Annotated in this window: 17 protein-coding genes and 1 pseudogene; 14 read left to right on the top strand and 4 right to left on the bottom strand. The window is 37.1% G+C overall.

Annotated elements, in window-relative coordinates:
* Positions 1 to 50 precede the first annotated feature (50 nt).
* From K9N40_00925 to K9N40_00865, 13 genes are all read left to right on the top strand, one after another.
* Positions 51 to 635 carry a rubrerythrin family protein gene (locus tag K9N40_00925; protein MCF7813023.1) on the top strand — a complete coding sequence of 195 codons (585 nt, stop codon included), beginning with the start codon at positions 51 to 53 and terminating at the stop codon, positions 633 to 635.
* Between the two features lie 29 nt (positions 636 to 664).
* On the top strand, positions 665 to 805 hold the full coding sequence (locus tag K9N40_00920) for a rubredoxin (GenBank protein MCF7813022.1): 141 nt from the start codon (positions 665 to 667) through the stop codon (positions 803 to 805).
* 100 nt (positions 806 to 905) lie between these two features.
* Positions 906 to 1,358, top strand: a complete 453-nt coding sequence (locus K9N40_00915) for a ferritin family protein (protein MCF7813021.1) — start codon at positions 906 to 908, stop codon at positions 1,356 to 1,358.
* Between the two features lie 25 nt (positions 1,359 to 1,383).
* Entirely contained in the window at positions 1,384 to 1,866 is a 483-nt protein-coding gene (locus K9N40_00910) for a ferritin family protein (protein MCF7813020.1), read from the top strand.
* Between the two features lie 24 nt (positions 1,867 to 1,890).
* Positions 1,891 to 3,561 (top strand): formate--tetrahydrofolate ligase, encoded by a 1,671-nt coding sequence (locus tag K9N40_00905; GenBank protein ID MCF7813019.1) that lies wholly within the window; start codon positions 1,891 to 1,893, stop codon positions 3,559 to 3,561.
* A 54-nt stretch (positions 3,562 to 3,615) separates the two neighbouring features.
* A complete protein-coding gene (locus K9N40_00900; protein ID MCF7813018.1) occupies positions 3,616 to 4,524 on the top strand; it encodes an RnfABCDGE type electron transport complex subunit D in 909 nt (302 codons plus the stop codon).
* Between the two features lies 1 nt (position 4,525).
* On the top strand, positions 4,526 to 5,152 hold the full coding sequence (locus tag K9N40_00895; GenBank protein ID MCF7813017.1) for an FMN-binding protein: 627 nt from the start codon (positions 4,526 to 4,528) through the stop codon (positions 5,150 to 5,152).
* A 280-nt stretch (positions 5,153 to 5,432) separates the two neighbouring features.
* Positions 5,433 to 6,029, top strand: a complete 597-nt coding sequence (locus K9N40_00890) for an NADH:ubiquinone reductase (Na(+)-transporting) subunit D (protein MCF7813016.1) — start codon at positions 5,433 to 5,435, stop codon at positions 6,027 to 6,029.
* A gap of 3 nt (positions 6,030 to 6,032) precedes the next feature.
* A complete protein-coding gene (locus tag K9N40_00885; GenBank protein MCF7813015.1) occupies positions 6,033 to 6,620 on the top strand; it encodes an NADH:ubiquinone reductase (Na(+)-transporting) subunit E in 588 nt (195 codons plus the stop codon).
* A gap of 102 nt (positions 6,621 to 6,722) precedes the next feature.
* A complete protein-coding gene (locus tag K9N40_00880) occupies positions 6,723 to 7,826 on the top strand; it encodes a 2Fe-2S iron-sulfur cluster binding domain-containing protein (protein ID MCF7813014.1) in 1,104 nt (367 codons plus the stop codon).
* A gap of 11 nt (positions 7,827 to 7,837) precedes the next feature.
* Positions 7,838 to 8,290 (top strand): hypothetical protein, encoded by a 453-nt coding sequence (locus K9N40_00875; GenBank protein ID MCF7813013.1) that lies wholly within the window; start codon positions 7,838 to 7,840, stop codon positions 8,288 to 8,290.
* Positions 8,291 to 8,307: 17 nt separating this feature from the next.
* Positions 8,308 to 8,610 (top strand): thioredoxin family protein, encoded by a 303-nt coding sequence (locus K9N40_00870; GenBank protein MCF7813012.1) that lies wholly within the window; start codon positions 8,308 to 8,310, stop codon positions 8,608 to 8,610.
* Positions 8,611 to 8,625: 15 nt separating this feature from the next.
* A complete protein-coding gene (locus K9N40_00865) occupies positions 8,626 to 9,504 on the top strand; it encodes a ChaN family lipoprotein (GenBank protein ID MCF7813011.1) in 879 nt (292 codons plus the stop codon).
* Between the two features lie 120 nt (positions 9,505 to 9,624).
* Here K9N40_00865 and K9N40_00860 read toward each other — a convergent pair whose 3' ends face one another.
* From K9N40_00860 to K9N40_00845, 4 genes and pseudogenes are all read right to left on the bottom strand, one after another.
* On the bottom strand, positions 9,625 to 10,386 hold the full coding sequence (locus tag K9N40_00860; protein ID MCF7813010.1) for a DUF1828 domain-containing protein: 762 nt from the start codon (positions 10,384 to 10,386) through the stop codon (positions 9,625 to 9,627).
* A 2-nt stretch (positions 10,387 to 10,388) separates the two neighbouring features.
* The gene (locus K9N40_00855; GenBank protein ID MCF7813009.1) at positions 10,389 to 10,889 is read right to left on the bottom strand and encodes a hypothetical protein; all 501 of its coding nucleotides are present in this window, start codon (positions 10,887 to 10,889) and stop codon (positions 10,389 to 10,391) included.
* 148 nt (positions 10,890 to 11,037) lie between these two features.
* Positions 11,038 to 11,307 (bottom strand): annotated as a pseudogene (locus K9N40_00850) (cell filamentation protein Fic).
* Positions 11,308 to 11,417: 110 nt separating this feature from the next.
* On the bottom strand, positions 11,418 to 11,876 hold the full coding sequence (locus K9N40_00845) for a DUF1016 N-terminal domain-containing protein (GenBank protein ID MCF7813008.1): 459 nt from the start codon (positions 11,874 to 11,876) through the stop codon (positions 11,418 to 11,420).
* A 339-nt stretch (positions 11,877 to 12,215) separates the two neighbouring features.
* Between K9N40_00845 and K9N40_00840 the strand changes: the two genes are divergently transcribed.
* Complete coding sequence (locus K9N40_00840) at positions 12,216 to 12,794, top strand: TetR/AcrR family transcriptional regulator (GenBank protein MCF7813007.1); 579 nt, start codon at positions 12,216 to 12,218, stop codon at positions 12,792 to 12,794.
* Positions 12,795 to 12,823: the final 29 nt, after the last annotated feature.

The following is a 12,823-nucleotide window of genomic DNA, read 5'->3' as shown; positions in this document are numbered from 1 at the left end:
GTTGACTTATTTAGTAATTATAAATTTAAAAAAATAGATGGAGGAATTGAATGGATTTTAAAAATTCAAAGACAAAAGAAAATTTGATGAAGGCTTTTGCCGGCGAGTCACAAGCTCGGATGCGATATAATTATGCTGCTTCCGTAGCACGAAAAGAAGGTTTTCGTCAGATAGAAGAAATTTTCAATGAAACAGCCGAAAATGAAAAGGAACATGCCAAGCTTTTTATGAAACAGCTCATTAAAAATGGAATCAACGATGAAATGGTTTCTATTCAGGCAGATTATCCGGTTTGTTATTCCGACACACTGAAAAACCTGGAATGTGCTGCCAATGGTGAAAACGAAGAATGGACAGACCTCTATCCTACTTTTGCTAAAGTAGCCGAAGAAGAAGGCTTCAAAGAAGTTTGCGATGTCTTCAAGAAAGTTGCTCTGGTAGAAAAGCGTCATGAAGAGCGCTATCGCAAATTGTGGAAAAATGTAAAAGAACATACAGTTTTCAAAAAAGACGGCAAAGTTTACTGGAAATGCCGCAACTGTGGACACATAATGGAATCGATCGAAGCTCCGGATGTTTGTCCTGTTTGCGATCATCCCATCGATCACTTTGAAGTTTGGGTGGAAAATTATTAATCAGTTACAAAATATAACAGGAGGAAGCAATGCAAAAATATGTATGTGATGCTTGTGGATATATCTACGATCCGGCCGAAAATGACAATGTAGCTTTCAAAGATCTGCCCGAAGATTGGGTTTGCCCGGTTTGCGGCGTTGGAAAAGATCTTTTCAGCCCGGTCGATTGATATCATTTCAGGAGCAGCAGTTATCTGTTGCTCCCGTTTATTTTTTCAGATAGTTTCCTGTTTTCTATAAAAAGAAAACAAACAATATTAAGGAGAAATCATGACAAAAGACAAATTCAATGAAGTGATTGATTTTGCTATTGATGGAGAAAAAGATGCTGTCAGATTTTATCAGGATCTGCAAACCAGAGTCAAATTCAATGCTCAAAAAGAAATGCTGAAAGAATTGGAAAATATGGAAAAAGGCCATATTGTAATTCTGGAAAATATTCGAGATAAGGGATTTCAAAAAATAGAAGTAAAAGAAGTTACAGATCTGCATATCGCAGATTATGTGGTCGATATTCAACCCAAAGAAGATATGTCATATCAAGATATTCTCATCATTGCCATGAAAAAAGAAGAACAGGCTAAAAACCTTTACACGGCTTTAGCCAGCAATTTTCCCGGTACAGAAATGGAAACTCTTTTCAAGAAATTGGCCAGCGAAGAAGCCGGACATAAACTGAAATTTGAAACTCTTTATGATGAGCATATTCTAAAGGAAAATTAAAAAAAATAGATCAGGAGATTCAAAAATGGAAAATTTCTCAGTAAATGAAGTTATTGAACTGGCTATTCAAATCGAGAAGAATGGCTATAAATTCTACGATGAAGCTCTCAAGAGAAAAGATCTCAGCTCCAAAGCAAAAGATCTGTTGGAAGAGCTTAAAAATGATGAGATCAAACATGAAGCTACTTTTAAAAGCTTTCGAACAGAAACTGATTATGCCGATCTTGGTGATCCTATCGATTGGCAGGAAGCAGCTTCCTATCTTCGTTCAATTACAGATTCTCATATTTTCAGCAAACCGGATGCTTCTATTAAATTAGCGGCTTCTGCCAAAGATGAAATGGAGATCATCAATTTTGCCATCCAATTCGAAAAAGATACATTGCTCTTCTTTTTCTCGGTAAGCAAAGAAACTACCAATGAAAAATCCAAGAAGATCATCGATGCGATAATCGATGAAGAAGTATCTCATGTAGCAAAACTCAGCAGAATAAAGAAAATATTATAATCTCTACAATCAAGGAGCCGTAACATGCAAACCGATATAGAAATAGCTCAGAAAGCTAAACTGAAAAAAATAATCGATGTAGCTGCTTCTATTGGATTGAAAGAAGAAGATCTGGAACTTTATGGAGAATATAAAGCCAAACTCAAATTCGATGCGATCCAGAGATTGAAAGATAATCCCGAAGGTCAGTTGATATTAGTTTCGGCGATCACACCTACACCGGCTGGCGAAGGAAAAACGACAACATCGATCGGTTTGACAATGGCTTTGAATAAAATTGGCAAAAGATCTATAGTAGCAATTCGAGAACCTTCTCTGGGACCGGTTTTCGGCATCAAAGGCGGAGCTGCCGGCGGCGGTTTTTCGCAGGTTCTTCCGATGGAAGATATCAATCTTCATTTTACCGGAGATATGCACGCTGTTACCGCCGCCAACAACAACCTGGCCGCTCTGATCGACAATTCCATCTACAACGGCAATCCGTTTCAGATAAATCCGCGAACCGTTTCCTGGAAACGAGTAATGGATGTGAACGATAGATCGCTGCGAAATGTTGTTATTGGTTTGGGTGGAAAAACCCAGGGTGTTCCCCGCGAAGATGGATTTGATATTTCTCCTGCTTCCGAGATCATGGCAATTTTATGTCTTGCCAACAATCTGGAAGAATTAAAGAAGAAGATCGGTGAGATAACGGTTGCTTTTACTTATGGAAATGAACCTGTAAAAGTAAAAGACATGGGATTTCAAGGTGCTATTACCGCTCTTCTCAAAGATGCACTAAAACCAAATCTGGTGCAGACGATTGAGAATACTCCTGCTTTTGTTCATGGAGGTCCTTTTGCCAATATTGCTCAGGGAACTAACAGCATCTTAGCTACTAAAACAGCTCTTAAGCTCGCTGATTTTGTGATCACCGAAGCAGGTTTCGGCTTCGACCTGGGAGCTGAAAAATTCTTTGATATTGTGTGTCCTTACGGCAAATTCTGTACTTCCGCTGTTGTACTGGTTGCTACTGCGCGCGCAGTAAAACATCACGGCGGAGTTAAAGTTAAGGATCTGGATGAACCGAATTCGGAAGCTGTGAAAAAGGGTCTGGAAAACCTGGGCAAACATCTGGAAAATATTCGCAAATTTGGCATGAAATCTATCGTTGCAATAAATAAATTTCACACCGATAGCGATGAAGAACTGAAGCTGTTGGAAGATTATGCTTTGGAAAATGGTTTTGGTGCTTCGATCGTAGATTATTGGGGAAAAGGTGGAGATGGCGGACTTGATCTGGCACGAAAAGTAGTAGATTTGGTAGAAGGTCATTATTGCCAATTGAAACTTCTCTATGATTGGAACGATACAGTAGAGAATAAAATTTTGAAAGTAGCCAAAGAGATCTATGGCGCAGAAGCAATCGATTTCCAGCCAGATGCAAAAAAAGACCTGCGTTCAATCAAAAAATATGGTTATGACAAGCTTCCTATCTGCATTGCCAAAACTCAGAAATCACTTTCCGACAATCCTAAACTTCTGGGACGACCCAAAGATTTTTTAGTTACTGTTCGTCGTATTCTGGTGGCTTCCGGAGCAGGATTTCTAATTCCGATCACCGGCGATATTATGCGTATGCCAGGTCTTCCCAAAGAACCTTCTGCACTCCAAATCGATATCGATGATGATGGAAATATTAAGGGTTTATTCTAATGTGATAGAAATTTTTTTTTAAAATTTCCAATTTGGTAAAAGTAAAAAATAATTATGAAAAATTTAATAATGCCGCAAAAAATGATGAACAAAGTGCTTTATGCACTAATTCCAATATTACTCTTTTCCATTTTTCTGTTTGGCTGGAGAGTTCTCATCCTGGTTCTGATTTCCAATATTTTTGCTTTTCTTACTGAATATCTATTTGTCAGGAAAAAGAAATCTGGAAAAGTTTCTTCAGCTGCCTTTGTAACAGCATCGCTTTTGGCACTTTCCTGTCCTCCAACTTTGCCTTTTTGGATGATCGCAGTAGGATCGATCGTGGCGATTTGTTTTGGTAAGATGGTGTATGGTGGTTTTGGAATGAACATGTTCAATCCTGCCATTGTAGGAAGAACATTTATTTACATCTCGTTTCCCAATGCCATGACCATGAACTGGTTACATCCTTTTGAAAAATTTCCGGGCGGTTTTTTAAGCTGGATGAATGTAGATGCAGTCACTTCAGCTACTCCAATTGCCAACTTCAACGCTGCTGGTGTCATTGAGCCATTTTCAAAATTATTTCTGGGAGTTATTCCAGGAAGTGCCGGTGAAACATCCGCTCTGCTAATTTTACTGGCAGGAATTTATCTTATTATTACTAAAACAGCAAAATGGCAGGCGATCTTATCGCTACTGTTTTCGTTCACCATATTCACAACTATATTTTATGGAATGAATCCGCTTCCGTTCATCATTAGTGGTGGTTTTATGTTTGGAGCTATATTCATGATCACCGATCCGGTTTCGATGCCGAAGAACAAAAAAGCGATCTGGATTTATGGAATTCTGGTGGGATTTCTCACGGTTTTCATTCGCAAATATTCACTTTTCACGGAAGGTTTCATGTTTGCACTTCTGCTGGGTAATACATTTATGCCGATAATTGAATTTGGCTTGAATAAAGCAAAGGTGAAGTGAGATGGCGGAAGAAAAAATAAAAAAATCATTCAGCGAAACCAGAGCTTATCCGATTGTTTTCATGGTAATGGTTACGGTGATTTTTGTGGGAATATTATCCACGTTCTATCATTTTACGATCGATCAGGTAAATGCATATCGACAAATGAAATTGCAGGAATCGATCCTGAAAATCTTTGAACTTCCAACCCAAAATGTGCAGGCAGAATTTTCCAGATATATTTCCTCAAAAGAAACTACTGAAATAAATTATTATATTGCTTCCAGAGATTCAGTGATTCTGGGATATTGCCTTCCGATTCGCGGAAAAGGATTGTGGGGAACCATCGATGCGCTTCTGGGACTTTCTCCAGATCTGCAGAAAATTTTAAAATTGGAAATTATCGATCAGAATGAAACACCCGGCCTGGGCGGCAGAATTACTGAAGACTGGTTCAAAGATCAGTTCCAGAATAAGATTATTATCAATAATGGAATTATTCAAACATTTCAACTTGTACCCGAAGAAGAAAAAACGTCTGCCGAGCAGATAAATCAGATTACCGGTGCAACTGCTTCCAGCAAGTCTGTGGTAGACATGATTTCTAACAATTTGGAAGCATATCTGCCGTTGGTTGGAGAACGATGAATCTGAAAAAGAGAATGTTGATTTATGAATGTAGAGACGCAATAGTTTGCGTCTTGCGAAACAGGAGCTTCGCTGTTTATATGCGTTCCCAAACGGAGTTTTGGAACGAGATAAAATCAGGTGCTGAATTATGACAAAAAAAGAAATTTTCTTAACCCTCTTGATCCCCCTTGTCAGGGGGGGAAACAAGGAAAATGGAAATAAATTTTCCTACTCCAAATTCCTCCCCTGTAAAGGGGAGATGTCACGCAAGTTTGTGTGACAGAGGGGTTTCTGAACTATGACAAAAAAAGAAATTTTTATTACAAGTGCCTTCACCGAAAATTCAGTTTGGAAGCAGATCTTGGGAATTTGTTCTGCTCTCGCCGTAACAAACTTACTGATGAACAGTTTAGTAATGGGATTGGGTGTAATTTTCACACTTGCTCTTTCAGGTTTCACGATTTCAGTGATCAGAGATTTTATTCCCAAACGAGTAAGAATGATGGTGCAAACGCTTATCATTGCTTCCTATGTAATAATTGTGGATCTTTTCCTGAAAGCCTACTATCCCGAGATCAGTAAATCTCTGGGGCCGTATGTAGGACTTATCATCACGAACTGCATTATCATGGGAAGAGCAGAAGCTTTTGCCGGCAAAAATTCACCGCTCGATTCGATGATCGACGGCATCGGAGCTGGAATTGGATATACAATTGTGCTTCTTGTGATCGCTTTTATTCGTGAACTTTTCGGATTCGGAACGCTCTTCGGTTTTAGAGTTCTGGGAGACTGGTGGACGAAATGGTCGATTATGGTAATGGCTCCCAGTGCATTTTTTATGTTAGCGATTCTCATCTGGTTCATAAATTCAAAAACTGATCAGAAAAAAGGATAGAACATGGAATTAAGTCCTTTCATTATTTTTGTAGCAGCTATTTTTACCAGCAATATTTTGCTGACGAATTTTCTGGGAATGTGTTCCTTCCTTTCGGTTTCCAAAGAGGTGGAATCTTCCCTTGGTTTAGGTTTTGCAGTTGTTTTTGTGATGACACTGACTTCTGCCATAAACTATGTAGTTTATCATTACATTTTAGTTCCGCTGGATATTATTTATCTGCAATATATTATATTTATTATTGTGATCGCTGCCTTTGTGCAGTTAACGGAAATGGTTGTAGAAAGATTTTCTCCGCTGTTGTATTATTCTCTGGGAATTTTTCTTCCCCTCATCACGGTGAATTGTGCTATTCTGGGAGTTTCTCTGTTTATGATAATTCGCCAATATACATTCCTGCAGTCAGTTGCATTTGGTGCCGGAGCAGGATTGGGCTGGCTTCTGGCAATTCTGGCTTTAGCAGGAATCCGACAGAAAATAAAAGATAAATATATTCCTCAAGGTTTGGTAGGAGCAGGAATCAGTCTTATCACTACCGGAATCATGGCACTGGCTTTTGTCGGTTTTTCTGGGGTGGTTGTTATTCAATAAACAGGTATTTATGAAATATTATAAAACAAAAATCTTTAAGTTAGTTCCCCCTTGGAAGGGAAGATTACGAGGGGTCTTTTCTCTGTCAGGAATGCAAGTAATATGATATTAACAATTATAAATACAGTTCTAATTGTCTCAGGAATTTCAGGATTTCTGGCTTTGCTTTTGGTGATTGCAGATTATTTCTTTGCCAATTATGGTGAATGTAAAATTTCCATTAATAAGAAAAAAGAACTAAAAGTAGAAGGCGGAAGTTCTCTACTTTCCACTTTGAACGAAAATAAAATATTTCTTCCATCTGCCTGCGGTGGAAGGGGAAGTTGTGGATTTTGCAAATGTAAGATCGATTCCGGTGGTGGACCGCTTCTTCCAACAGAAAAACCTTATCTTGATGCAGAAGAGATAAAAAATAATATTCGGCTTTCCTGTCAGGTAAAGGTAAAAGAAGATATCGAAATTGAAATTCCGGAAGAAATTTTTAACATCAAAAAATTTAGGACAAAAGTAAGTAAAATATCCGATTTGACTTATGATATCAAAGAACTTACACTGGATTTGCTGGAGCCGAATGAGATTAATTTTAAAGCCGGACAATACATGCAGCTCATCTCACCGCGCTACGGAAAGGTGAAACAATCAGTTTCCCGTGCTTATTCCATTTCCAGCAGTCCAGATAATAAGGATTTTATACAATTGATAATCCGCAAAGTTCCGGAAGGAATTTGTACGACCTGGGTACATGAATTCCTGAAAGAAGGTGATAAGGTAAACGTAACTGGTCCATTTGGCGATTTTTATATAAGAGATACAAATGCCGACATGATCTTTGTAGCCGGCGGAAGCGGCAAAGCTCCTATCAAATCTATGCTGGAATATCTGGCAAAACGAGAAAATCCCCGTAGAATGGGATACTTTTTTGGTGCCAGACAGAGAAAGGAATTATATTACACAGAACTCTTCAAGGAACTTGAAGAAAAACTGCCTGATTTCAAATATTATCCCATACTTTCCCAACCTACCGAAGCCTGTGATTGGGATGGCAGATGTGGTTATGTGATGCCGTTCTTCGATGAATTCATCAAAGAACCAAAGAACACGGAAGCCTATCTTTGCGGTAGTCCCGGCATGATCCAGGCAGTTACCAATGATCTGAAAAAACGCGGCATTCCTGAAGATAAAATTTATTATGACAGTTTTGCTTAGGAGAAGATGATATGAAAGAAACGCCACAGGAAAAGAAGATCCATAACAATATGAAAAAAGGCGTTATCAGCATCGATGGCTTTCTGGGAAAGGACAATCGCCATTTTCATGAGATTATCAGAACCGATGAAATGAGTTTGATAAAGTTGGATTTAACTACCGATGTTATAGCTGATCGGCTGGAATATTTTACCGAAAAAGCTTTTGAATCTTACATCGGTCCGATAGTTATGGACGGGAAATATGAAGTTTTCTACAATTCATTTCGCGGCAAGATCATCTGTCCTTTCGGTCATCCCGGAGCTTTTCGCAAAGGATCGATAACGCTGAAAAATTTAGAAAATGATCTGGAACTCTGCTGGACGCCGCTCAACATTCACATGATCCGCGAGCATTGTTTTTTTGAAGGCGAAGGTTCCAAACATCGTCTTGATCCTAAAATTTTAAAAGAAGCGATTTTCTAGTTTCTGGAAAACTTAAATTGGACTTCGCTGAAATAAAACATAAGCAATTTTCATTTGTTTATATCACTACAAAAGACTGTAATGTGTGCAAAGTTCTGCAGCCGCAACTCAGGGAAATGGCACAAAAATATTCCAAAGCAGATTTTGAATTGATCGAATTAGATGATCATCCTGCAGCAGCCGGTGAATTCATGGCCTTTGCAGTTCCCACTTTTATTGTTTATTCGGATGGAAAGGAACTTTTGCGAGCCAGTCGCAATCTTGATTTGTATGATATTGAAACAAAATTATATAAATATTATAAAATGATTTTTGATTAGAGTGAGGAAAAGAGAATGAAAAGAATACTGATGATAATTCTATTTGCTGGCATGGCATTTTTATATGCACAAAATTACGAATATAAGATAATTGAATCCATAACCGAAGAAGAAATAACACTGTTTGAACTGGCAGAAAAAGCTTTGAGTTACGACGTGGTTTTCTTTGGAGAATTGCATGAAAATGAGCTGCTGCATCATTTAGAATTTGAACTTCTGAAAGAGATGCAGGCCAAATATTCCGATTTGATAGTTTCCATGGAGATGTTCGAAAGAGATGTTCAACCTGTAGTTGATGAATATCTGGCAGGAAAAATGAGTGAGGAAGAATTCATGCTGGCTTCCCGTGCCTGGTCGAATTATCTTCCGGATTATAAGCCAATAGTTGATTTTGCCAAAAAACACCAACTCACTCTGGTGGCCGCTAATATTCCCCGCAGATATGCAGCAATGATAAACAAAAAGGGAATTAACGCACTTGATTCACTTCCTGCTGAAGAGAAGAAATACGTGGCAAAAAAACATAAGGTTTTTGATGATGAGTATAAACGTAGATTTGTAAGCATGATGGAAGAAAATCTGGCTCATATTCCCGATAATCCTATGGGAATGAAAATGGATGTGGAACTGCTTTATGCAGCTCAATGCATCAAAGACGATACAATGGCAGAATCGATCTTAAAGTATCAGCGCTTTCTACCACGAAAAAAAGTTCTCCACTTCAATGGAGATTTTCACAGTCGGAAACATCTGGGAACTGCACAAAAACTGCAGATTATGGAACCTATGCTTCACATTGCTGTTATCACACCAATAGTTTCGAATAGCGAATTAACATATTCCAAAGAAGATCTACAGGAAGGTGATTTTTTGATAGTGATGACAGAAGAATGAATATGATCCGCATGGGAAAGCAATTGGAGTCTCCGGAAATCACACTCTGTTTCCACTCACAAGTCAGGTTCTGACTTTCATTGGAAGTGCAGGACGACTACGTGGATAGTGAATTAGCTATTAACTAATCTTTGCTTCCCTTCTGATAAATTGCTCACCATGTAATTTAAAGTCTTCAAAACTTGGGAACTGTTTATCTGAAGCGCTAAGGAGTCTATTTCTATCTTTAGCGTTTATATTATTAATATCCTCATAGACGATGAAACTCTTAAAATTCAAATTATTTCGATAGAATTCAAGATTAGATATTGTTGTCAATCTAGCTTTTGTAACATCTTTTACACCAAATAAATAAATGGGATGATTAGGTAATATAAACGAAAAATCAACTTCTAAATCATCTCTTTCAGGAATCGGATAAATGTTTTTTTCAATCTTATAACTAGGGCTAAATTTCTCATCGATATATTCTTCAAGCATTTCATAAAAAAGAGACTTTATCATTTCTCTTTTAAAATACTTCATATTACTAACTTTGGCAGCTACATGAGAGAAATGCATTATTGAAGAAAATAAATTACTAATCTCAGAATCGATATAAAGTTTACCATCATCGGAATTAATATTATTCTCTTTTATCATTTGATTGAAAATTTTAATTTTATTTTCTGTATTTAAATCATAAGTGTAAGATAACCTCATTATTGTCATACCATAATCTGAAATCCTAATTATATTTTCCGAGATTTCTGAAATAAAAACATCAACCATATCGCCATCTTCATGGTATAAAGGACAGATAAGTTGATAGATACCTGGTCTTTTTTCAACAAAACTGACTTTGTTGTTAAACTCTGCTTTAATTATATCTAAATAATTCATAATTAATCTTCCATGAAACCAAAGACTGGTTCAGTTAAATTTGGGAAAAAATCTTCAGCATTCTGAATTTTGCAGTACTTAATGAAGAATTGGAATGCTTCAGGAAAGGTCGAATATTCTTTTACTATTTTAGAATGATTCATCGGATTAGTATCTTCTAAGATATTTTCCTCTATCTCATAATGATAATGATAATTATTATGATGTTCAGAATTAGGTCTTTCCTTATGATTATGAGGACCGTTACAACGAAATAACATTATACTTTTCTCACTAAATGGATGAAATATTAACCCGATGCTGAAGTTTTCAGAAAATTCTTCATTTATCCTCATAAAAGCATAAAATTCATACTTCTTGTCTTTTGACTTTAATTTAAAACTATTTTTTTTATGCCCTTGTTCTATCTTAAAATCTTTCCTTTCTATTTCTGTGATTTCCTTTTCACAGGTAATGAGATAATCAATATTCTCATTTGTCATTGGAAGCACGCTAACATTCATTTCAACCTCTCGGGTAACAAAAAGATAATAATGATAATAGTCAATGAGTTTTGATCATTTGATTTATTTTAAAAAGCTTACATCCAAGATCAACTCTATCGGTTGTTGTTTCTTTTAGTTTCTTATTTTTGTTAATTTGGAAACACTTTCGCTTAACCTGTCGCGAACCTTCCTGACGAACTGACAAGAATTTCTTGTGAGTTGCCTTCTGCTCCAGTTCACCTTCTTCGTAGATGTTCAATATATGCTGACTGATGTTCTGCTGGGTAGTTTGAAAAAGCTCTGCCATGAGTGGTTGTGTGAGCCAGAGTGTTTCGTTTTGCAGCCTTACATCCAGCTTGATGCTGCCATCTTCCGATTCGTAAATTAGAAAGAATTCTTTAGTTGCTAATTGCTGATTATTTTCACTCATCTCCATTCTCCATATTGCGGATTTGTATCTTCGTAGGCATAGATCTTGGGATTTGAATCGGGACGAGGTGGGAAAAATTTGTTTTTCATTTCCTTCTCTTTCGTTTTCTCTTCACTTTAATTTTCCCTGCTATCTTCAGATAAGCGATTGTGCGCAATTGCAATAGCTCTGTGCAATTTTTCCAATTTACACATTTCGATGTAAAATGTGCGCTTCAATAGATCATCAATGGGTTTGAGAGCCAGAATGTGAGTCCAGCTCAATTGTCGTATCAGCGATACGACTTTCTCTTCTTCCGGAAAAACTGCTGCAAACTGGATCATTCGTCTGAGATTCTTTTCGGAAAAACCTCGTCCGTATTCTGCTGTTAGCTGTGCAGACAACGTCTTTACTATCCTGTCGCCGTAACCTGCCCGATTATTCTTTAGAATTTCATGATGTATGCGATTGCCGATATTCCAATAAAGTAGTGACATAGCAGTATTGACTTCGATGGCTAACTGCCGCCTGCTTTCCTCGATAAGTCCTTTGATCTCAATTAGTAAAAATTTATTGGATTGCAGTTTTTCACTCATCTCCATTCTCCATAGATCGTATCATTTCTTCAATAAAGAATAATTATTCTTTTAATAACAACTCTATCATAAACACCTCTTCCTCAGAAATCCATTAATCTTATCATTTTTTACAGTCTAAATATTGGATATTTCGAACTCGTCAATAACATTCTGTAGTAAACCATCACTACTCGTTTTGCTTTATACAGTTACATAATCTTAATAAAACCAATAAAATAATGTAACTGCAAGTGCGAAGACGAATATCAATTTAACAAAAAATTAAATTTGCCAGCTTGGACTTTTACATTACCTTGTTAGTGTTCACTAACTTGGTGAACAGAGGAGGAAGTGATAATGTTCAGTGAAAGACAACAGCAGATCATCGAAACAGCGATCAAAATAATCGCTGTTAATGGAGTGCAAAATCTTACCACCAAAAAACTGGCGCAGGAAATGGGACTTACAGAACCTGCTCTCTATCGTCATTTCGACAGCAAACTGCATATCATGGAAGCGATCATCAAATATTTTCAAAATCAGATGCAGCCTGCTTTGCAGAAACTGCAAGGTAATTCAAATTCAATTAAGAAAATTGAAAATTTTATTTTCGAGCATTTAAACATCATCAATCAAAATCCGCATTATGCCAGAGTCATCTTTTCGGAAGCGAATTTTCAATTTGATGAAAGCCTGCTTATCAAGATGAAAAGCATGATGAATCAATCCCGAAAGATGCTGGAAGATATCATTCAAGATGGACAGGATACTAATGAGCTTCGATCTGACATAACATCTTTAAGTATCAGCAGATTAGTGATTGGGTCAATGAGATTGCTGATAACACAGTGGAGCATGTCCGGCATGATCTTCAACCTGGAAGCAGAAGGCAGACAGCTTTGTGAAGATATTAAAAAGATTATCAGTGTAGGTTGATTATTTAGTGATAACAAGGTTAGTAGAAA

The organism is Candidatus Cloacimonadota bacterium, assembly GCA_021734245.1.
Taxonomy (GTDB): Bacteria; Cloacimonadota; Cloacimonadia; order Cloacimonadales; family TCS61; genus B137-G9.
The sequence above is the reverse complement of the archived record's forward strand: the minus strand, read 5'-3'. Positions and strand labels throughout refer to the sequence as shown.